The organism is Streptomyces sp. NPDC004542 (assembly GCF_040610035.1).
Lineage (GTDB): Bacteria > Actinomycetota > Actinomycetes > Streptomycetales > Streptomycetaceae > Streptomyces.
Genome location: NZ_JBEXLP010000038.1, coordinates 1 through 20533, shown reverse-complemented (window position 1 = coordinate 20533; position 20533 = coordinate 1). Strand labels below are relative to the sequence as shown.

14 protein-coding genes and 4 pseudogenes are annotated in these 20533 nt (G+C 71.0%); 10 read left to right on the top strand and 8 right to left on the bottom strand.

Annotated features, from left to right (window positions below):
- Window positions 1-142: 142 nt before the first annotated feature.
- Window positions 143-1144 carry a helix-turn-helix domain-containing protein gene (locus ABZX30_RS21300; RefSeq protein WP_355935614.1) on the bottom strand — a complete coding sequence of 334 codons (1002 nt, stop codon included), beginning with the start codon at window positions 1142-1144 and terminating at the stop codon, window positions 143-145.
- A gap of 199 nt (window positions 1145-1343) precedes the next feature.
- On the opposite strand from ABZX30_RS21300, the gene ABZX30_RS21295 reads away from it, so the two are divergent.
- Window positions 1344-2369 (top strand): NADP-dependent oxidoreductase, encoded by a 1026-nt coding sequence (locus ABZX30_RS21295; RefSeq protein WP_355935542.1) that lies wholly within the window; start codon window positions 1344-1346, stop codon window positions 2367-2369.
- Between the two features lie 323 nt (window positions 2370-2692).
- Here the strand turns inward: ABZX30_RS21295 and ABZX30_RS21290 are convergent, their stop codons facing one another.
- Window positions 2693-2962, bottom strand: coding sequence for a hypothetical protein (locus ABZX30_RS21290; RefSeq protein WP_355935541.1), 270 nt, complete (start codon window positions 2960-2962; stop codon window positions 2693-2695).
- A gap of 805 nt (window positions 2963-3767) precedes the next feature.
- On the opposite strand from ABZX30_RS21290, the gene ABZX30_RS21285 reads away from it, so the two are divergent.
- From ABZX30_RS21285 to ABZX30_RS21260, 6 genes and pseudogenes are all read left to right on the top strand, one after another.
- Window positions 3768-4097 carry a hypothetical protein gene (locus ABZX30_RS21285; protein ID WP_355935539.1) on the top strand — a complete coding sequence of 110 codons (330 nt, stop codon included), beginning with the start codon at window positions 3768-3770 and terminating at the stop codon, window positions 4095-4097.
- Window positions 4098-4589: 492 nt separating this feature from the next.
- Window positions 4590-6494, top strand: a complete 1905-nt coding sequence (locus ABZX30_RS21280; protein ID WP_355935537.1) for an Ig-like domain-containing protein — start codon at window positions 4590-4592, stop codon at window positions 6492-6494.
- A pseudogene (locus ABZX30_RS21275) lies at window positions 6376-6990 on the top strand (Ig-like domain-containing protein); the annotation flags it as partial. The gene ABZX30_RS21280 and the pseudogene ABZX30_RS21275, both read left to right, overlap by 119 nt.
- 70 nt (window positions 6991-7060) lie before the next feature.
- A pseudogene (locus tag ABZX30_RS21270) lies at window positions 7061-7303 on the top strand (Ig-like domain-containing protein); the annotation flags it as partial.
- A 502-nt stretch (window positions 7304-7805) separates the two neighbouring features.
- Window positions 7806-8765, top strand: coding sequence for an ATP-binding protein (locus ABZX30_RS21265; protein ID WP_355935535.1), 960 nt, complete (start codon window positions 7806-7808; stop codon window positions 8763-8765).
- Between the two features lie 45 nt (window positions 8766-8810).
- A pseudogene (locus ABZX30_RS21260) lies at window positions 8811-8972 on the top strand (hypothetical protein); the annotation flags it as partial.
- A gap of 6 nt (window positions 8973-8978) precedes the next feature.
- Here ABZX30_RS21260 and ABZX30_RS21255 read toward each other — a convergent pair.
- Window positions 8979-9890 carry an LLM class flavin-dependent oxidoreductase gene (locus tag ABZX30_RS21255; RefSeq protein WP_355935533.1) on the bottom strand — a complete coding sequence of 304 codons (912 nt, stop codon included), beginning with the start codon at window positions 9888-9890 and terminating at the stop codon, window positions 8979-8981.
- Window positions 9891-9950: 60 nt separating this feature from the next.
- On the opposite strand from ABZX30_RS21255, the gene ABZX30_RS21250 reads away from it, so the two are divergent.
- The gene (locus ABZX30_RS21250) at window positions 9951-10412 is read left to right on the top strand and encodes a MarR family winged helix-turn-helix transcriptional regulator (protein WP_355935531.1); all 462 of its coding nucleotides are present in this window, start codon (window positions 9951-9953) and stop codon (window positions 10410-10412) included.
- Between the two features lie 158 nt (window positions 10413-10570).
- Here the strand turns inward: ABZX30_RS21250 and ABZX30_RS21245 are convergent, their stop codons facing one another.
- Window positions 10571-10813 carry a hypothetical protein gene (locus ABZX30_RS21245; protein ID WP_355935529.1) on the bottom strand — a complete coding sequence of 81 codons (243 nt, stop codon included), beginning with the start codon at window positions 10811-10813 and terminating at the stop codon, window positions 10571-10573.
- 175 nt (window positions 10814-10988) lie between these two features.
- Window positions 10989-12218, bottom strand: a complete 1230-nt coding sequence (locus ABZX30_RS21240; RefSeq protein ID WP_355935527.1) for a GH25 family lysozyme — start codon at window positions 12216-12218, stop codon at window positions 10989-10991.
- Window positions 12219-12622: 404 nt separating this feature from the next.
- Between ABZX30_RS21240 and ABZX30_RS21235 the strand changes: the two genes are divergently transcribed.
- Both ABZX30_RS21235 and ABZX30_RS21230 read left to right on the top strand, forming a co-directional pair.
- Window positions 12623-16399, top strand: a complete 3777-nt coding sequence (locus tag ABZX30_RS21235; protein WP_355935525.1) for a helix-turn-helix domain-containing protein — start codon at window positions 12623-12625, stop codon at window positions 16397-16399.
- Window positions 16400-16612: 213 nt separating this feature from the next.
- A complete protein-coding gene (locus ABZX30_RS21230; RefSeq protein ID WP_355935524.1) occupies window positions 16613-17143 on the top strand; it encodes a peptidoglycan-binding domain-containing protein in 531 nt (176 codons plus the stop codon).
- A gap of 138 nt (window positions 17144-17281) precedes the next feature.
- On the opposite strand, the pseudogene ABZX30_RS21225 reads toward ABZX30_RS21230, so the two are convergent.
- The 3 genes and pseudogenes from ABZX30_RS21225 to ABZX30_RS21215 all read right to left on the bottom strand — a co-directional run.
- Window positions 17282-17773 (bottom strand): annotated as a pseudogene (locus tag ABZX30_RS21225) (S26 family signal peptidase); the annotation flags it as partial.
- Window positions 17773-19611 (bottom strand): ABC transporter ATP-binding protein, encoded by a 1839-nt coding sequence (locus ABZX30_RS21220; protein ID WP_355935522.1) that lies wholly within the window; start codon window positions 19609-19611, stop codon window positions 17773-17775. The gene ABZX30_RS21220 and the pseudogene ABZX30_RS21225, both read right to left, overlap by 1 nt.
- Entirely contained in the window at window positions 19608-20153 is a 546-nt protein-coding gene (locus ABZX30_RS21215) for a hypothetical protein (RefSeq protein ID WP_355935520.1), read from the bottom strand. The genes ABZX30_RS21220 and ABZX30_RS21215 overlap by 4 nt, the downstream gene beginning before the upstream one ends.
- Window positions 20154-20533: the final 380 nt, after the last annotated feature.

Sequence of the window (20533 nt, the reverse complement as noted above, 5' to 3'; positions counted from 1 at the left end):
CCCCCGAGACCGGGCACACCCTCATTGATGTGGAAGAGCCGACTGGCCGTGGGGGCGGGGACGCAGCAAGGGTCAGAGGAACTCAGAGGATGTCGCACAGTCAGCGGTAAGCCGGTGATGCACTACTGCGTCACCGAGCGGACTACGTCGTTGATGCTTCCCTGACGTCGCCCGCGCCCGCGCCCGCGCCCGGACCCGAGGCACGGAAAGTGCGCCTGTACACCGACGGGCTCACCCCCGCCTCCGCCGCCAAATGCCGCCGCAGCGAGGTGGCGGTGGCGAAGCCGACCTCGTGGGCGACGCGTTCGACCGGCAGGTCGCTGGACTCCAGCAGGTGCCGCGCTCGCCGCAGCCGCTGCTGGGTCAGCCAGCGGCCGGGGCTCAGCCCGGTCTCCTCCCGGAAGCGCCGGGCGAAGGTACGGGTGCTCATCGCCGCATGCGCGGCCAGCTCGTCCAGCGACAGAGGCAGTTCCAGCCGCTGCAGCGCCCAGTCGCGGGTCGGCCCGCTGCCGGTTGCGCTCGCCGGCGGCAGCGGCCGCTCGATGTACTGCGCCTGCCCGCCGTCCCGATACGGCGGCACGACGCAGCAACGGGCGACCTGGTTGGCCACCTCGCTGCCGTGGTCCTGACGCACCAGGTGCAGGCAGACGTCGATACCGCTCGCCGCCCCCGCGGAGGTCAGCACATCACCGTGGTCGACGAAGAGCACGCCGGCGTCGAGCTCGACCCGGGGAAACAGCTCCTGGAAGTAGTCGGTGAGCGCCCAGTGGGTGGTGGCCCGGCGCCCGTCCAGGAGACCGCCTACGGCCAGCAGGAAGGCGCCGGTGCAGATGGACACCAGACGGGTCCCGGGGCGAACGCGGGACAGGGCGGTGAGAGCCTGCGGGTCCGGGATCGGCGAGATCGCGTACGGAGGGATGACCACGGTGTCCGCCTCGGCCAGCACCTCGGGACCGTGCCCGGGGATGACGGTGAGGTCCGCGTCGGTACGCACGGGCTGCCCGTCCACGCTCGCGGACAGCACCTCGTAGCGGCCATCGGCGGAACCCAGGACCCGGTGCGGGATACCGAGTTCGAAGGGGTAGACGCCGTCGAGGGCAAGTACGACGACCTTGTGCGCGCCGGGCCGCGGGTCCGGGCTCATCCGGCGTCCCAGTTCCGCCGCGCGTTCGGCAAGGTCACGGGCCCGTGAGGGCGCGGCGGAGGGGCGGACGGTGGAAGTGCTGGAGGCGCCGGGAACGGGAACGCAACAGGCGGCAGAGGTGACGGGCATGGCGGGAATGTATCGGAGGCTGACCTTCTTGCCATCGCGCCGGGCCGAACCGAATGGCCAGGATCGAGGCATGACTTCGACGGACACCTCTGAGAACCTCAACTCCCCGGGCCCTGCGGCCGCCACGGACTCCTCGCGTCCCGCCGCCCGGGACGGCACCCCCGTGATGCTCGCCCTGCACCAGACGGCCCTGGGCGGTCCCGAGGTCTTGCAGCTGACCGAGCTTCCCCGGCCCGCGCCCGGCCCCGGGGAGATCCTCGTCGCCGTGCACGCGGCCGGACTCAACCCCACGGACTTCAAGCACCGCGCCCTGAGCATTTTCCTGCCGCCCCCGCCGCTGACCCTCGGTTGGGACGTCTCCGGCACCGTGGTGGAGACCGGCTTCGGCGTCACCCTCTTCAAGCCCGGCGACGAGGTGTTCGGCATGCTGCCCTATCCATACGGGACCGGCTCCCACGCCGAGTACGTGACCGGCCCCACCCGCGCCTTCGTCGCCAAGCCCGCCGGGATCGACCACGTCCAGGCAGCCGCTCTGCCCCTGGCCGCGCTCACCGGTTGGCAGGCCCTCGTCGAGACCGCGGGCCTGAAGCCCGGGCAAAAGGTGTTGATCCACGCCGCGGCCGGCGGGGTCGGTCATCTCGCCGTACAGATCGCCAAGGAGCGCGGCGCGCACGTCACCGGGACGGCGAGGGCCCCCAAGCACGACTTCCTGCGCGAGCTCGGCGCGAATGCCTGCATCGACTACCGATCTGAGGACTTCACCGACACCGAGGCGCGCTACGACGTCGTCCTTGACGCCCTCGGCGGGGAGAACGCCACCCGTTCCGTGGGCGTGCTCCGCCCCGGCGGCGTTCTCGTCTCCCTGCTGCCGGGTGCCGAGGACACTCTGGCCGCGGCGGAGAAGGCACAGGTCCGCGCCGTCACCCTGCTTGTTGAGCACGACCAGGCCGGGATGCGCGCTGTCGCCGAGCTTGTCCACCGGGGCAGGCTCCGCGCCCACGTCTCCGGCGCCTTCCCCCTCGCCGAAGGCGCCCGGGCCCATGTCCTGGCGGAGACGGGCCGTACCACGGGCAAGCTGGTCATCACCGTGCGCTGAGGCGGGATGGCTCGGGGGTTCGTCACAGGCTGCGACAGGGGACGCGGGTCGTCCCGCGCCGTGTGTGCTTCCGTCCCGTGCCACGCCTCAAAGACGGCCGTTCAGCAGATCGCCGACATGTTCGGCGTACCCTGGCCGACGGTGTACGGGTACCTCGACAAGACCAAGACCGTCCCCCGACGGCCCAAGATGAACGTCAAGGCGAATCCCTGGAAGCCACTGGCAGGTTACTCGCTCCCTGGTGCGCCGAGAGGACTCGAGCGCGCTTGTCGCGTGAGTCCTTCTACCGGGCCTCGCGCAGGACCCGGGCGGGGGTGCGGGACTCAAACTCCAGGCCGTTTCGTCACGGCGAACGGTATCGGGCTCGTCGACTTCTGCGTGTCCAAGCTCCCTTTGTCCTGCTCGGCCTCCACCACTGCTTTCCCCACGTGGTAGCCGAGTGCGGTGTAGGCGTTGAACTTGTCCACGTCGAAGAACTGATCGCCGGTGGCGTCGTACGGAAACAACTCGTGCTCAGCCGCATAACGCTTGATCCACGCACCCGAAGCCGACCTGAGCGGCGGAGGCTGCCGCGCCCCCGCGCCGCAGCTCATCCAGCTTGGCGCCGCAGCCGCCGCCCGGTGTCGACCGACGAGCCGGCCGGTGGCTGCTGCGGCTCGTGACCGGCCTCGACACGCCCGCGTGTGGAGCCACGGCCGGAACAGGGGACCGGCTGCAGCCCCACGTGTTCGGTCCGGCACCGGCCCATGTCTCCTGGGCCGGTCCGCGGATCGCCCGGTCGGACGGCGGGCGCGGCCGTTCCGGTGGTCCCGGCAGAGCGATGAGGTGGTTTATCCGATGTATCTGTCTGCTTGCTCGCCGGGTTCAGGGACTAAGGAAAGGAAACGGGAGGAACACCGCGGTGCCTTCCTTGTCCTAGAACCGGAAAGAACGATGCAGATGAGTCCTGGATACCGAAGATCCCGTCACGGGGCGCTGCCCCGCCGGGTTGCCTGGCTGGCCGGCGGCACCGTCACCTTGCTCGCTGCGGGGGTGCTGTCGGGCCTCGCCGGGACCGCACAAGCCCAGCAGCCCCCCCGGACGGCCGGAAGCGTCGGCCAGTCTTCACAGGGAACCGGGTGCCCGCCGCTGGACTGGTTCCACGGTGGCCACTGCCACGAGGGACCTGTGGGCCCGCCCGGTCCGTCCGGCCCTCCCGGACCGACGGGACCTTCCGGACCCTCCGGCCCTCCCGGACCGACGGGACCTGCCGGACCCACCGGGCCCACCGGACCCACCGGGCCCACCGGGCCCACCGGACCCTCCGGACCCTCCGGCCCTCCCGGGCCCACGGGACCCACCGGGCCCACGGGACCGTGCCTCCAACTGGCCGGTTACAACCCGAGCACCAGTCAGGAGGTGGCCACCGCCGTCCGGAACGGGCAGACGTTCGTGGGGATCCGGTCGGTCTCACCGACCGTCAGCCCGTTCCAGTGGTACGACCTCAGCAACGGGTTGAACTACCCCACCGACACCTGCTCGGCGACCGTCAACAACCTCGGCGGCAACATCGCGGTGCAGGTGCTGACCACCGGCGGGGAGTTGTGGGAGATGGCCTGTACGGCGATCGCGGGGACCCCGCCGACGCTCAGCTGCAGCAACGTCTGGACGCCACTGGCGGCTCCCCCGGCGTCCCTGCGACTGAAGACCGGCGCCCCGCCGGCCGACCGGAGAAAGACCGCCCGGTGAACGTCCGTCGGAGAAGCAGCCGCTCCGCCTGAGCTTGGCGGACCTGCCCGTACACGTGTGCCGCGCCCCGTGCCGGTCATCCCACACGCGCCCGGTCCACGCCGGTGCGTGCCGACGGGAAGCGCTGCACGAAGAGGAGCCGGTGTGCGACGTGGCTGCACACCGCGAGGAGAAGTGCGCCGCAGGCTCCGGAAGGCGCTAGCCCATCCGGGTTAATTCGGGTCCCCGCCCTGGCGTTCCAGGATCCCCCGCCTGCCTACTGGTATGGCTGACTGCGGGCTACCGCATCAGCGGCCGCGTTCTGATGCGTGACGGGAATGGTGCCGCAAGACCTACGCGTGCGCTCGCACGACGTACCCGCACGACCGCGGCACCGGGCAGCCAGTCCACTGTGCGGGCCTTCAATGTACCGGAGTCACGAGAGGGCCGCGCCATGATCTCCACCGTCATTCGGGTGACTTCGTCCGCCGCCTTTCCGACGAGGCCGGGGCAGTGGTCCTGACGGCCAGGGTCGCTCCGGACGCGCCGCACGAGACCACTCCGACCGGCACCGTGACGTTCGCGGTCGACGGGAACGACGAGCCGCTGTCCGCGTCCCTCGACGGCGGTACCGCCACGGTGACCACCGGCCCCCTCGGCTCCGGCACACACGAGATCACCGCTACCTATCACGGCGACGAGGTCTTCGCCGGATCGACCGACGTGCACACCCTCGTCCGGATCCCGACCAGCATGACGATCACGAGCGTGCCCAACCCCTCGGCCTCCGGGCAGCCCGTGACCATCACCGCCACCGTCACCCCGCAGACCCCGGGCCACGGGGTGCCCACCGGCCGCGTGGTGTTCACCCTGACCGGTATCGGGAACTTCATCGTTCCGCTGAACGCCTCCGGCCAGGCCATCCTCACCACCAGTGCTTTCACCGCGGGCGTGTACACCATCACCGGCAGCTACACCGGCGACGCCACCTACCTGCCGATCAGCCAGAGCATCCCGCACTTCGTCAGCGCCGCCGCCACCACGACGACGGTCACCTCAGCGCCGAACCCCTCGGTCTTCGGGCAGCCGGTGACCGTCACCGCCCACGTCGCCCCGGTCCCACCGGCCACCGGAACGCCCACCGGGACGGTCACGTTCACCATCGACGGCGCCGGCGGTGGCACCTTCACCGCCTCCCTGAGCAGCAGCGGGGCGGCGACCGTCTCCCTCAGCACACTGGGCGCGGGCCCGCACACCGTCACCGCGGTCTACAACGGTGACGCCTTCTTCGACGGATCCACCGGCATGGAGGTCCACACCGTCGGCCAGGCGTCCACCACGACCACCGTCACCACCTCGCCGGACCCCTCCGTCCACGGTCAGCCCATCACCGTCACCGCGACGGTCGCCCCCGTCCCGCCGGGCGCGGGCGTCCCGACCGGTTCCGTACTCTTCACCTACGACGGCGGCAGCCGCACGGTGACGCTCGACGCGCACGGTACCGCCTCCTTCACCCTCACCACCCCGCTGAGCGCCGGCGACCACATCATCACCGCGGTCTACGGCGGTGACGTGAACTTCACCGGTTCCACCGGTACCCACACCCAGACCGTCCAGCGGGCGTTGACCTCCACCGCGGTGACCTCGGCGCCGGATCCCTCGCACTTCGGTGAGACGGTCACCCTCACCGTCACCGTCACCCCTGTCGCGCCGGGCGCGGGCACCCCGACCGGGACGGTCACCCTCACCGTGGACGGGCCCGGCGGGTTCACCCGGACCGTCCCCCTGGGCGGCGACGGCACCGCCGTGGTCACCACCGACACCCTGGGCGCCGCCGCCCACACCGTCACCGCGGACTACAACGGCGACACCGACTTCGCGCCGTCCTCCGGCACGGACACCCAGACCGTCGACAAAACCGCGACCACCACCACCGCCACCACCTCGCCGAACCCCTCAGGCGTCGGCGAGCCGGTCACCCTCACCGCCACCGTCACCCCTGTCGCGCCGGGCGCGGGCACCCCGACCGGCACGGTCATTTTCACCGTCGCCGGCAGCGGTGGCGGCACCTTCGCCGGCACGCTCGACGCCAACGGGGTGGCCAGCGTCACCGTCGACACCCTCGGCGTCGGCGACCACACCGTCACCGCCTCCTACGGCGGCGACGCGGACTTCACCGGCTCGAGTGACACCACCACCCACACCGTGGGCACGCTCACCAGCGCCACCACCGTGAGCCTTCACGGCGACGGTGGCGGCGGTGGCGCCGGGCACGGGGACCCCGACCGGCAGCGTCGGCTTCAGCGTCGACGGCGGAACCCCCGTCGTCGTCCCGCTGGACGGTTCCGGCCGCGCCATCCTGACCACCGACGCCCTGGGCGTCGGCAGTCACACCGTCTCGGCGGTGTACGGCGGTGACGCGGACTTCACCGGTTCTTCGGGCAGCGGCACCCAGACGGTGAACCAGGCGGCGACCACCACGACGGTCACCTCGTCCCCGGATCCGTCCACCTTCGGGCAGCCGGTCACGATCACGGCGACCGTGGCCGCCGTCCCGCCCGCCACCGGAACGCCGACCGGGACGGTGACCTTCACCGTGACCGGTACCGGCGGCGGCACCTTCACCACCCCGCTCAACGGCAGCGGTGTGGCGACCGTGGCCGTCAGCACGCTGGGCGCCGGCACCCACACCATCAACGCCGTCTACAGCGGCGACGGCAACTTCACCACCTCGACGGGCACCGACACCCAGGCGGTCGACCAGGCGACGACCACCACGACGGTGACTTCCTCGCCCGATCCGTCGTCCGCCGGGCAGCCGGTCACCGTCACGGCGACGGTCGCGGTGGTCGCGCCGGGCACCGGGACACCCACCGGCACGGTGTCGTTCACCATCAGCGGCACCGGCGGCGGCACCTTCACCGCCACCTTGAACGCGAGCGGTGTGGCCACCATGACGATCAGCACGCTGGAGGGTCGGGCAGGCGGTGACCATCGCGGCGACCGTGTCACCGGTTCCGCCCGCCGCCGCCACCCCGACCGGCACGGTGACGTTCGTGGTCCAGGGTCCCGGCGGCGGTACCTTCGTGGTCCCGCTCACCGGTGGTCAGGCCATCCTGACCATCAGCACCCTGGACAACAGCGACCACAACATCACCGCTACCTACAGCGGTGACTCCAACTACACGTCCTCCTCAGGCACGACCAAGCAGGTCGTCCGGAACTGATGCGGAGCCCGGCACCCGCTGCCCCACGCCGACCCGGCGCGGGGCAGCGGGCGTTTCGGCCGGACCGGTCACTCGTCCGAGTCGGGTTTGCCGGCCGCCCCCGCGTACGCCTGGGCCGGGGTTATCGCGATCCCAGCAACCGAGGGCATGAAACCGCAGATCTGGGCCTCAGGCCTCGCAGGTGCCGGCATGCAACAGCTCGAGGGGTGTCGCTCACTGTGGTTCCAGAACGTGCGGTGCTGCAGAGTCGCATCGGCTGCGCATCTGCAGCGTGTCCCGCAGTCCGGCCCTGGCCCGCGGTAAGCCGCCGGCCCTGGCCGGACGCGGGTGCACACAAGATGCCCCAGGTCCAGGCTGGAGCACGGGAACTGGATCCCTCATCGGCAGCCACGAACCATCAACTGGCCTATCGGAAGAGCGAGTTGCTGCGGGAATGACTTGACACCGCCTCGCTGCACCGCAAGTATATGCTTATGAAATCCATTTTCAATAGGAGCTAGTCGTGCGCGTTGCCTTCGTGGGCAAGGGCGGCAGCGGCAAGACGACCCTGTCCGCCCTGTTCTCCCGTCACCTGGCGCACTCGGGTGCGCCCGTCGTCGCGATCGACGGCGACATCAACCAGCACCTGGCGTACGCCCTCGGCCTCGGCGAGGACGAGCTCTTCGCCGCCCCGCCGCTCAGCGCGCGGTCCGGTGAGATCAAGGACTACCTGCGGGGCGACAACCCGCGGATCCCGTCCCGCGACGCTATGGTCAAGACGACCCCACCCGGCCGCGGCTCCCGGCTGCTGCGCCTGCTGGGCGAGGATGAGGTCCACTCCCGCCACGTCCAGCAGGTCGACGGTGTACCGCTCATGGTGACCGGGGCCTTCGACGAGAGCGATCTCGGCGTGGCCTGCTACCACTCCAAGCTCGGCGCGGTCGAGCTGTACCTCAACCACCTTGTGGACGACACCGGCGAGTACGTCGTCGTCGACATGACGGCCGGCGCCGACGCCTTCGCCTCCGGCCTGTTCACCCGCTTCGACCTGACGTTTCTGGTCGTCGAGCCGACCCGCAAGAGCGCCTCCGTCTACCGCCAGTACCGCGATCACGCGGCCGAGTTCGGCGTTCCGGTAGCCGTCGTCGGCAACAAGGTCACCGGCGAGGACGACCTGCTCTTCCTCAAGGAGCACGTGGGCGACGACCTGCTCGCCCACTGCGTGCACTCCACGTACGTGCGCGCCCAGGAACAGGGCCGCCCGCAGGGCGAGCTGGAACAGCACAACGCCCGCACGCTGGAGCGGCTGCGCGAGGCCGTGGACGCCCGCCCCAAGGACTGGGTCGCCTTCCAGCAGCGCGCCGTCGAGTTCCACCTGCGCAACGCCATCGCCTGGGCGAACGAGGCCACCGGCCAGGACCTCGCCGCCCAGGTCGACTCCGACTTCCAGCACGGCCCCACGGCACTGGCCGCCCTCGCCTGACCCCGCCCGCCTCAACGACACAACGACAGAACAGGACAGCCCTTCATGTCACTCGACGTCTCCCCGCAGCTGCTCGCCGAAGCCGAGAACGGCGAGGTGCGGGAGCAGGACTTCGTGGAAACGGTCCGCGCGTCCCTGCCCTACGCCTACGGCCTCGTCGCCCGCTTGGCCGCCGAACTGGGCTCCAGCACCGCGGAGTACACGGAGATGCCGTCAGGCGTCGTTCTCCCGGGCAGGGGTGACGATCTCGTCGACAAGCCAGCGGGCGGCGTTGTCCGGATAGGGGCGTGGCAGCGCGAGCACGACGTGCCGGATGCCGGCGGCGGCGAGTGCGCGGACGTGGGCGCGGGTGGTGGCGGGGTCGGCGTAGTCGACGACGATCTGTGCGGAGCGGGTGATCTCGGCGGGGTCGCGGCCGATCGCGGCGCATTGCGCGTTCAGGACGCGGGCGCGCTCGGCGATCCAATCGGTGCTGTTGTGGGGAGGGCCGGGGACGTTCCAGATGTCGGCGTGTTCGGCGATGATGCGCAGCGTGCGGTCGCCCCAGCCGCCGAGCAGTAGCGGTGGGCCGCCGGGCCGGACCGAGCCTGGGCCGTTGCGGATGCCACGCAGGGTGGTGAAGGGGCCTTCATGGTCGAAGACCTCCTCGGTCCACATGCGGCGCAGGATGGTGATCGTTTCGGTGAGGCGGGCCAGGCCCTCGCCGGGACTGGGGAGCGGGAGGCCGTAGGCGGCGTACTCGGAGACGGCCGGATTCGGGCCGTCGGGCTGTCGGGTGCCGCCGACGCCTAGGCCCATGATCAGGCGCCCTTTGGAGATCACGTCCACGGTGGTGGCGATCTTTCCCAGGTGGGCGGGGGCGCGCAGCCTGTTGCTGGTGACGAGCAGGCCGAGGCGGAGCCGAGTGGTGCGAGCGGCCAGCGCGGCCAGCAGCGTCCAGCCCTCCAGGACGGCGCCGCCGGGCGGTCCGGCCAGCGGCATCAGGTGGTCCCACAGCCATGCGTCGTCGAGTTCGGGCAGCTCGTCGGCCTCCTCCCAGACGCGGAGTATCTCGTCGTAGGCCAGGTGCATGGGTGTCGTCTTGACGCCGAAGCGGAGCGTGCGCTGGGGTGCATCAATAGGCATAGCCGTCACCATAGATGATCGTCAGCTCTACTGACCATCAGTCAGTTGTAAGATGCCGGAATGGCGGAGAATGACGAAGGCGGCGCCGCGGTCGAGGAGCTGCTCGGCACGCGGCTGGGCTACCTGCTCAAGCACACGCAGCTGCGGCTGGCCGAACGGGCCGGGCCCGCACTGGCCCCGTTCGGGCTGGACGCACGGGAGTTGGCGGTGCTGGCGGTGCTGACGGCGGGCCGCCCGCTGTCGCAGCTGGAGGCCGCGCGGCGGCTGGGCGTGGACCGCACGACGATGGTCGGGCTCGTCGACGCGCTGGAGAGCCAGGGGTTGGTCGAGCGGCGCCGCAGCGAGGAGGACCGCCGCCGCAACGTCGTCGAGTTGACGGAGCGGGGCAGGCGGGTGCGGGCCGATGCGGAGGAAGCCCGCGAGGCGGCGGAACGCGAGTTCCTCGCCCCGCTCGGCGAGAAGGACGCGGCGCGGCTTGTGAAAGCGCTGCGGATGCTGATCAGAACTCCGAGCAGGCCCTGAAGGCTCTCATTCGATCGGAATGTCTCGGCGGAGATCGCGGGGCTGTACGAGAGCCACGGCGCGCTCGGTTCTGGCGGGCCATGATGCCCGGCGTCGAGACGGGCACGTACGGGGCGGTGGAGGACCTGCCCGCAACCGGGTCAACCTGAACAAGGTGATCACGCCCCGGCCGGAGGAAAGCTCGCAGCCGGAATCGCGATCTCGATGTCTCCATGAGAGCGCGTCTGCCTGCCGCGGAACAAGTCCAGCGCCCAGCCCGCGGCCACGTACCAGGGCGTGCTGATCCCGGCCAGCTGCTGCGCGACCTCACTCGGGGTCCAGCAGAACGACCACCTGGCAGGGAGGGCCTCGATCTCGTCGGGTGACAGCTCGACGCCCCCGCTGGGTAGTTGCTCGCTCACCGCAGGGAATCTATCAGCGGAGTCGAAGGTCCCGGGCCCTGGAGTCGTACGCCACTGGCGATCACACAAAGTCACCAGTCGATTGGACACCTCGACGAACTCGCGACAGTTGAATACGCGAGCCCACGAGTATCGACCCCCTAGACCCACGCGAGTTCACAGCTAAGCCGAGAAATCAATTCAGCAGCGCCAGCCAGGTGTTGGGTCCGACGATGCCGTCAGGTGTGAGCTGGTTGTGGGTCTGGAAGGCGATCACGGCGTCGTGGGTTGCCGTGCCGAAGGCGCCGTCGACCGACAACGATGCGCCGCGGGCGTTCAGTTCGGCCTGCACCGCCTTGACGGCCGCGTTGTGGTCACCCTCCTTGACGGTGGCGACGAGGGCCTGCCAGGTCTTGGGTCCGACGATCCCGTCGGCGGTGAGCTGGTTGTGGGTCTGGAAGGCGATCACGGCGTCGTGGGTCGCCGTGCCGAAGGCGCCGTCCACCGACAGCGCGGCACCGTGGTAGTCGAGGAGGTACTGAACGGTGGTCACCTGGCGGCCGCTGTAGCCCTGCTGGACGACCGGCCATGCCCCGGCCGGTGGCGGGGGCGGCGGCTGGTAGGTGCCGTTGGCGGCGAATTCCCGAAGGTCCTGCTGCGCGCCGTTGAACAGGTCCTGGTCCCCGGGAAAGGTTCCGGAGTCGGACGTCTGCCAGACGGCGTAGGTGGACCAGCCGTTGGGCAGGGGATGAGCGGTGCCAGTGTAACTCCCGATCCAGAGCAGGTTGGTGGCACCGAACGCGGGGGAGTTGCCGGTGCACTGCGACCACCACGACATGTTGGTGTTGATCACCGGGTGACGGCCGGTGCGGCTCAGGTACTCGTCGTCGAACGAGGTTATCCAGTCGACCATCGCGGCCGGCCCGAGCCCGTAGCAGGTGGGCAGGTTCGGGGAGGGCTCGATGTCCAGGACACCGGGCAGGGTCTTGCCGTCGGGCTGCCAGGCCTCGCCGTGGTCGATGAAGTAGTCGGCCTGCGTGCTGCCCGAGGACTTGTCCGGCCTGGCGAAATGGTAGGCACCGCGGATCAGGCCGGCTGCCGCTGACCCGTCGTACTGCTGACGGAATTGGGAGCTGATGTACGAGATACCCTCGGTCGCCTTGATGTAGGCGAAGGAGGCCCCGTCGGCGGCCACCGAGGACCAGTCCACGTTTTCCTGGTAGCCACTGACGTCGAGCCCTCGCACGGCGGCATCCGCGGCCGCCTGACGCGGCAGCGTTCCGTGGGCCCGGCCGATGCCGCTCGAGCCCCGGTCGGAGCTGTTGACACCGTTGTGTGCCCGGGGCGTGCCCAGCGCGGCCGACGCCGGGGCCGGGACCGCCAGCAGGGCGGCGGTCGCGATCACCGCGGTCAGTGCGCCGAACACCGCCGCGTGCAGGCGGCGTTCACCACGGGGAGCAGTCGTTCGGGACGATTGCGGAGCTCTCAGGTCATGGGCCATCCGTGAATGTCCTTTCGGTCGTCGGCCCGTCTCGGCGGTGGTCGTGCCACCGCGGAGCCGCGGCGGGCATACGGCCGGGAGGCCGTATGCCCGCGCCTGCTTGCTAGGCATGTTCCGGTGGCACCCCCGTCGCCGCCGGTCACGGAACAGGGTTCTGGATGGGCTCGTTGTTGCGCACCCGTCAACCGCCCCTGAAACAAACGTTCCTACGGCCGGCTACGGTCCCCGAACGGCTGGAACGTGCCGTTCGGGGATGCGGCCGACATGGGGCGGTGCGAGGGTTGTGCCGCACTGCTCATGCACTGTTCGCGCTGACCAAGGGGGATGTGATGGGACGCCGTGAGAGCCCGTTGGACCCGGCAGCCGGGCCGGTTCAGCGGTTCGCGTTCGAGCTGCGCAAGTTGCGCCGGAAGGCGGGAGGTCCGACGTACCGGGTCATGGCGCAGAGCACGGACTACTCGGTGGCAACGTTGTCGAGGGCGGCTGCGGGTGATCAACTGCCGTCCCTGGCAGTGACGCTGGCCTATGTGCGGGCATGCGGCGCAGACCCTGAGGAGTGGGAGCAGCGCTGGCGTGCGACGGCTCAGGAGGCGGCCGCCGAGGGTGAGGACGTCGACGATACGGACGCCCCTTACCGGGGACTGGCCCGGTTCGAGCCCGACGACTGGGACCTGTTCTTCGGGCGCGACCAGCTCGTGGCTGAACTCGTCGAGCGCGTGCGCACCTGTCGCATGGTCGTGGTGGTGGGCGCGTCCGGCAGCGGCAAGTCCTCCCTGCTGCGCGCGGGACTCATCCCCGCCCTCCGCGCCGGTGGCTCACCGGGGTGCCGCCTGGCGGCCATCAGGATCCTCACCCCGGGACCACGCCCGTTGTCCACGCACGTCGACGCGATGACGGCAAGCCAGGAACCCGGTGACATGGTCCTCGTGGTCGACCAGTTCGAGGAGATGTTCACCCTCTGTGCGGATCCGGCTGAGCGTGCGGCCTTTCTCGACCAGCTGGTGACCGCGGTGGAACCGGAGAGCAGGCTGCGGGTAGTGCTCGCGGTGCGGGCGGACTTCTTCGGCCGCTGCGCCGAGCACCGGCCCCTCGCCGCGGCGATCAGGGATGCCACCCTCGTCCTCGGTCCCATGGGCCCCGCCGAACTACGCGAAGCGATCGTCAAGCCCGCCGCAGCCGCAGGACTGATCGTCGAGCGCACTCTGACCGCGAAGATCGTCGAGGACGTCGTCGACGAACCCGGCGGGCTGCCGTTGATGTCCCATGCCCTGCTGGAAACCTGGCGCCGTCGCAAAGGCCGTACCCTCGCGCTGGCCGCCTACCAGGCAGTGGGCGGTGTCCATGGCGCCCTGAACCGCACCGCCGAAGAGCTGTACACCCGGCTTCCCCAGGAACAGGCCGAGGCCGCGCGGCGCATCCTGCTACGGCTGATCACACCGGGTGAAGGAACCCAGGACACCAGTCGCCCCGCCGACCGCGCCGAGCTACAGGCGCACGGCTCCACCGACCGGCCCGGCGACACGGCCTCCGTACTGGAACTACTCGCGCGCGCACGGCTGATCACCCTCGACGGCGAAACGGTGCACCTGGCCCACGAAGCGTTGATCACCGCGTGGCCGCGGCTGCAGGCCTGGATCGACAGCGCTCGCGACCGCCTGCGCGTCCACCGCCAGATCACCGAGGCCGCTCGCGCCTGGAACGCACTCGACCGGGATCCCGGGGCCCTGTACCGCGGCACCCGACTCGCCACAGCCGAGGAGTGCTTCACCGGGCATCGCGAGGAACTCGCCCCGGTCGAGTGTGCGTTCCTCGCCACCAGCGTCGCCGCCCGGGAGCAGGAGCAGCGGGCGGCAGCCCGCACGGCCCGGCGCTTCCGCGTACTGCTGGCCGCGGTGACCGCACTGCTGCTGCTCGCATCGACGGCCGCCGTCGTCGCCTTCCAGCAGCGCACGTTGGTCCGCGCCGGCCGCGACCGGGCGGTGGCCGAGCAGATGGTGGCCCGGGCGGGTCAGCTCAGCGCGACCGACCCGTCCCTGGCCGCACGGATGTACGTGACGGCACACCGGCTCCGGTCGGACCCCGAAGCCGCCGCGGGGCTCCTGGACAGCCAGAACCTCGCACTGTCCTCCGTACTGACCGGGCATACCCAGGCGGTGTACGCGGTGGCGTTCTCCCCGGACGGACGCACCCTCGCGACCGGGGCCGGTGACGACACCATCCGGCTCTGGAACCTGGCCGACCCCGCGCACCCCGTCCCGCTGGGCAGACCGCTGACCGGGCACACAAACTGGGTGTACTGGCTGCAGTTCTCTCCGGACGGCCACACCCTGGCCAGTGCGAGCCGGGACGGTACGGCACGGCTGTGGGACGTCCGGGACCTGCTGCACCCGAAGGCCCTCGGGAGACCGCTGACCGGGCACAGCGACTACGTCTTCTCCGTCTCGTTCAGTCGCGACGGCCGCACGCTGGCCACCGCCGGCCACGACCACACGGTACGGCTGTGGGACGTTTCCGACCCGGCCCACGCCAAGGCCCTGGGCCACCCGCTCACCGGGGCGAGCGACTCCGTCGCCTCGGCCGCTTTCAGTCCGGACGGCCGCACGGTGGCGGCACCCAGCCACGATCGCAAGATCCGCCTGTGGAACGTCACCGACCGGACGGATCCGAAGCTGTGGCGAAAGCCGCTGAACAACCCGGACGTCGTCTACGCGGTCGCCTTCCGACGGGACAGCCGGCTGATGGCCAGTGTGGGCAACGACCGCAAGGTGCGGCTGTGGGACGTTTCCGACCCGGCCCACGCCAAGGCCCTGGGCCGACCGCTGACCGGCCACAGCGACACCCTGCTCGCGGTGGCGTTCTCCCCGGACGGCCGGACACTGGCGACCGGTGGAGCGGACCACACCATCCGGCTCTGGGATGTCTCCGACCCTTCGCATCCGGCCGCACTCGGACAGCCGTTGATCGGTCACGCCGGATTCGTCAACTGGCTCGCGTTCAGCCCTGACGGCCGATCGCTGGCCAGTGCGAGTGACGACCACACCGTACGGTTGTGGCATCTGCCGCTAACCCTTCTCACCGGCCACATCGGTGCCGTCACCAGCGTCGCGTTCACCCCCGACGGCCGCAGCATGGCCGGCTCGGGCAACGGGACGGTAAGGCTGTGGGACGTCCGCGATCCGGGACACGGCAGGCAGCTGAGCGAGTTACCGGGCGAGCGCTCCGCCACCCGGGTCGTGTTCCACCCGCGGGGTCGCTTGCTGGCGAGCGCTGACAGTGACGGCACCGTGCGGCTGTGGGACGTCTCCGACCCGCGACGCCCCCGGCATGTCGGCACGGTCCGTACCGGCGGCGCCGACCAGAGTGACGTGCTGGCCTTCACGCCCGGCGGGCGCGTACTGATCACCGGCGGCCCGGAGTACAGCCTGCGACTGTGGAACGTCACCGATCCCACCCGCCCCGCCGCCCTCGGCGACCCGCTGACCGGGCACATCAGCTTTGTCCACTGGGCGGGTGTCAGCCCGGACGGCCGCACCCTGGCCAGCACCAGCGAGGACGACAAGGTCCGGCGATGGGACATCCGCGATCCGGTACATCCCCGAGCCCTGCCGGACCTCCGCACGGGCGACACCGGCGGCACCCGGTGGGGCGCGTTCAGCCCCGACGGACGGCTGTTCGCCACCGCCGGCGTCGGCCACGACGTGCGCATGTGGAACGTCTCGGTCCCCGCGCACGCCACGGCCCTCGGCCGAGCACTGACCGGCCACACGGGCGAGGTGACCTGGGTGGCCTTCACTCCGGACGGCCGTACGCTGGCCGCCGCCGGCGACCGGAGCGTCCTGCTGTGGAACGTCACCGACCCGGCCCGTCCGGTTCCATGGGGCAAGGGACTCACCGCCGGCCACACCGGCACGATCGACACGGCCGCCTACCGCCCTGACGGGCAGATGCTCGCCACAGCGGGATCGGACGGCGCGATCGAGTTCACCTCCCTCGGACTCGACCAGGTGATCCGCCGGATCTGCGCGAGCACCGCCGGTCTGCTCACCCCGGCGCAATGGCCGGACTACATACCGGAACGGTCCTATACCCCGGCGTGCCGCGACTGAGGAGGCGTCCCGCGCATCAGCGCCGGCCCGGCTCCGCGCCGCTCAAGCGTCGCAACCGGTCGCTCCACACGGGCACCAGCCCCGGAGGTTTGTTGCACACGGCGGCACCGGGGTGCGCAACAACGGACTCCCGCGGAAGTCTTGAGCACGGCCGGCGCCCCGTCATACGGACGCGGGCCGCATCCGCCGGACGTACGACAAAGGAGAAGTCCTGTGGCTTTACACATCAAGCGGGCCAGACTGGCCGCATGCGCAGTCGGCACGTTGACCGCCGTCACCCTCGCGCTGAGCGCCTCACCGGCCTCCGCAAGCGGCACCTACAGCGGTCTCGCCTACGTCTACGGCGCCGGAGCCTTCGGGAACGACTGGGATGACGAAGGCGTCCTGTCGACCGGCGCGAACACCTCCTCGAATGCCACCTGCCTGTGGCAGAAGATCCTGTGGGCGGACGGCAGCCTCACCTCCTCCTCCGACATCGACGGCGTCTTCGGTACGAAGACCAAGGCCGCGACCAAGGATTGGCAGAGCGACTGGGACGCCAGTCCTGACGGAGCGGTCGGCAAGGAGACCTTCGGCAAGGCCGGCGAATGGCTGCGGGACACGGACGGCGACGGAGCGGTGGACACCTACATCGGCTCCGCCCACTCGATCAGCGTCAGCCGCGACGACCAGGGCCGTTATCACTTCTACGACGGCGGCGGCAACGGACGCATCGCCGGCTACGACTACCTGACCTGCGGCTGATGCCCGCAGGCATCGGCGAACCCACGCGATGCCTGGTCGCCAACGCGCCCACCTGCTACTAGTGGACGCGGTCGGCCGCGCTGACGCCTCGATCCCGATCGTCTGCTCACGCCGGCCTGGAAGGTGCACCACCGTGCCGAGGATCCGGTCCAGGGGGAAGTAGCCCACCTGGCGGGAGTCGATGCTCGCGCCGGGGTTGTCACCCAGGAGCACCAGCCGCCCGGGCGGTACGCGAGTCTCGGGGGCTGCCGCGAGGGCCGGCACTGTGGTCCGCGGCACCGGGTCGCCGGGGACCGCGACGATGCGCTTGATGATCCAGTGACGGCCGCGGGCGGCTTGGGGGGAGGCACCCGGCGGGAGCGGCGGAAGGCGCCGGCCGCCGTCCGGGCAGCTGCGTTCCAGGACCACCACGCGCCCTGGCGCCAGTCGGCCCGGACGGCTCACCAGGACCCGGTCGCCGTCGACGTAGCCGGGTTCCATGCTGCGTCCCCGGACCGTCACCGCCGTCAGCCGCTGCCGCAGCAGTACCACGGCACCGGCCGCGCAGACCCCCGCGGCGGCGCCCGGCACGACCGCGCGGGCCCACAGGGCGAGGACGGGTGTGGGCGCGTCCGGTCCGGGTCCGCTCATCAGCATCCTCCCGCGACGGTGTGCGTCCCGGCGGCGTCCTCGTAGCCACGGGCTTGCAGGGCGAAGAGCCGGGCGTACTCGCCGCCCAGCGCCATCAGACTCCGATGGTCGCCGTGCTCGGTGATGCGGCCGCCGGACAGTACGACGATGCTGTCGGCCTCGCGCACCGCTCCCAGTCGGTGGGAGATCAGCACACTTGTCCGCCCCCGCCGGTGACGCCCCAGCGCCGCGTGGATCTCGTGCTCCGCCGCCGCGTCGAGCCCGGCGGCCGGTTCGTCCAGGATCATCAGGTCGCTGCGGTCGCGCAGGAACGCCCGGGCGAGCGCGAGCCGCTGCCACTGCCCACCGGACAGCTCCACTCCGGATGGGGCGTCACCACCGCCCGGAAACGTACGCGACAGGAGCGTGCCGTAGCCATCGGGGAGGGCTGCGACGGCCGGGTGGATGCCGGCCCGCTGCGCCGCGCCCTGGAGGCGCTCCGGGTCCTCAAGGGCGGTGAGGTCGCCCATGGCGATGTTCTCGGCGGCTGTCAGGTCGTAGTGCATGAAGTCCTGGAACACCGCGCCGATGCGAGCGCGCAGGCGCACGGGGTCGAGGTCGCGGAGATCCACGCCGTCCCACAGGATCGCGCCACGCGTCGGGTCGTAGAACCGGCACAGGAGCTTCACCAGCGTGGACTTCCCGGCCCCGTTCAGACCGACCAGAGCCAGGGAGGCACCGTACGGTAGGTGCAGGGTGATGCCTCGCAGTACCCACGGGTGGCCGTCCGCGTAGCGGAACCACACGTCGCGGAACTCCACACCGTGCCGCAGCGGTCCGGGGTCGGCTGCCTCACGGCGCACCGGCAGGTCGGGGCTGGCGCCGGTCACCCCTCCGTAGTGCCCGAGCATCAGCAGCGCCTGGTGGGCGCGGGCGAACTCGCCGGCCGTCGAGGCCAGCGCCGACTGCACCCCCGCGAGGGCGGCGACGAAGACCGCGACGTCCCCGACCGTCAGCGTCCCTGCGTGGGCGACGTGTAACGCCCAGACGAGCCCGGCACCGGAGACGGCCGCGGCCAGCAGGCCGAGCACGGTCTGCACACGGACCTCACGCACGTCTACCGCCCGGCGCAGGCGGTTGGCCGTGTGCCGCTCGGCGAGCATCCGGGCACGCAGAAACGCCCCTGTGCCGAACAGCCGGACCTCTTTGGCGGCTTCCACGGTGCCCAGCAGTTCGCTGTAGAAGGCTTCGCGCCGCTCTGCGGGGCCGATGTCCCAGAACATGCGGGCCCGGCGGCGCGAGAGGGCCACCTCGGCCAGCAGTACGGGCACGCCCGAGAACAGCACCAGGGCCGCCATGAGAGGGCTGACCACGAGCAGTGTGCCCAGGAAGCCGGTCACGGTGACCGCGGACTGCGCGATGCCCAGGAGGCCGTCCACGGCCTGGTTCGGAGACATCCGCCCGGCCTGTTGGGCCAGGCGGAGCCGGTCGAGGAACTCCGGGTCCTCGAAACGGCCGAGGCCGACGAAGCCGGCCACCGCCTCGAACAGCCGGTCCTGAGAGCGCAGACCGACGGCTCGTTCAAGTTCGGCCCGCAGGTACGTGGTCAACTGGGGCAGGACGCCCGCGACCACTCCGACGGCGGCCAGGCAGCAGCCGAGGTACGCCAGCTCACCCGCCGGGGCTCCGCGCACCAGGCCGTCCATGAGCCGCTTGGTCAGCCAGGCGGCCCCGACCGGGAGGGCCCCGCCGGTCAGGACCAGCGCGGCGTACGACGGCAGGACGCCGGGGGCGGCTTCGCGGGCCAGTGTGAGCGCCAGTACCAGGTGACGCGGGGCGCTCCGGCGGGTCCGAGTCATGCCGTGGCCACGGCCGGACGGTCCAGCCGCACGTCGTTGGCGGTGACGACCGTCCCGCCCGCGCCGTCGGGGGCGACTTTCAGCACGGCGGGAAAGGCCTTGACCTGGAAGGCGGTCGCCAGGTCGCCGTCGGACCGTTCGGAGACGACCAGGGCGACGGGGCGGAGACGCTCGATGAAGGACGCGGACTCCTCCGGGTTCCCGACCAGGGTCACCAGGACGCGGTCGCGAGGAAAGCGGCCGCCGCTCACGTGCTCGACGAAGCGCGGCAGTTTGTCCCGGCAGGGGCCGCAGGTGGGCGAGAAGAACGCCACGAGGGTCTCGTCCGTCACCCGTTGCGTCACTCGCTCACCGTCGACGGTGACAGCGTCGAACTCCCCGACACTCGCACCGACGTTGATGGTGTAGGTGTCCACGGCGGTACCGCTGGCCGCCAGCATCTCGGTGTGCTCACGCAGCCGCTTGACGACGCCCAGGGTGAGAATCAGGTCAAGTGCGCACAGGGCCCCGACGAGGACCAGGACCGGGATCAGGACGGACATGCCGTTTCTCCTCTTGGCGTGAAGACGGCCGCGCCGCGCTGCCGGAGCCGCTGGGAACGGGGCGGAACAGGGTGCTCAGGTCGTCCAAGCGGGTGATGAGAGCGCCGGCGGTGAGGCCCACGACGGCCGGCACGACGACGCCGGCCGGGGAGGGGGCGGGCCGGGCGGCGGCGGAGCACACCGCTCCGAGGACGGCCGCGCCTGCGAGCAGGATGTTGCGGACGATGTGCGGGGAGCCTAGGGGAGTCACGGAGGACCCGAAGCAACGGCACGGCACGGTGGTGCCTAGTGCCGCATCAGGCAATGTTTGCCCTGTCGACGACCGCGCGTAGGCGCCGGTCGTCGGCGTGGCGGTTCCGCCAGATGATGTAGCGGCGGAT

Excerpts from the sequence above, each read along its gene's own strand:
- ABZX30_RS21300 (WP_355935614.1), bottom strand. The coding sequence starts at position 1,144 with ATGAGCCCGGACCCGCGGCCCGGCGCGCACAAGGTCGTCGTACTTGCC.
- ABZX30_RS21235 (WP_355935525.1), top strand. The coding sequence starts at position 12,623 with ATGGGACGCCGTGAGAGCCCGTTGGACCCGGCAGCCGGGCCGGTTCAG.
- ABZX30_RS21250 (WP_355935531.1), top strand. The coding sequence starts at position 9,951 with ATGGCGGAGAATGACGAAGGCGGCGCCGCGGTCGAGGAGCTGCTCGGC.
- ABZX30_RS21295 (WP_355935542.1), top strand. The coding sequence starts at position 1,344 with ATGACTTCGACGGACACCTCTGAGAACCTCAACTCCCCGGGCCCTGCG.
- ABZX30_RS21255 (WP_355935533.1), bottom strand. The coding sequence starts at position 9,890 with ATGCCTATTGATGCACCCCAGCGCACGCTCCGCTTCGGCGTCAAGACG.
- ABZX30_RS21215 (WP_355935520.1), bottom strand. The coding sequence starts at position 20,153 with ATGTCCGTCCTGATCCCGGTCCTGGTCCTCGTCGGGGCCCTGTGCGCA.
- ABZX30_RS21290 (WP_355935541.1), bottom strand. The coding sequence starts at position 2,962 with ATGAGCTGCGGCGCGGGGGCGCGGCAGCCTCCGCCGCTCAGGTCGGCT.
- ABZX30_RS21220 (WP_355935522.1), bottom strand. The coding sequence starts at position 19,611 with ATGACTCGGACCCGCCGGAGCGCCCCGCGTCACCTGGTACTGGCGCTC.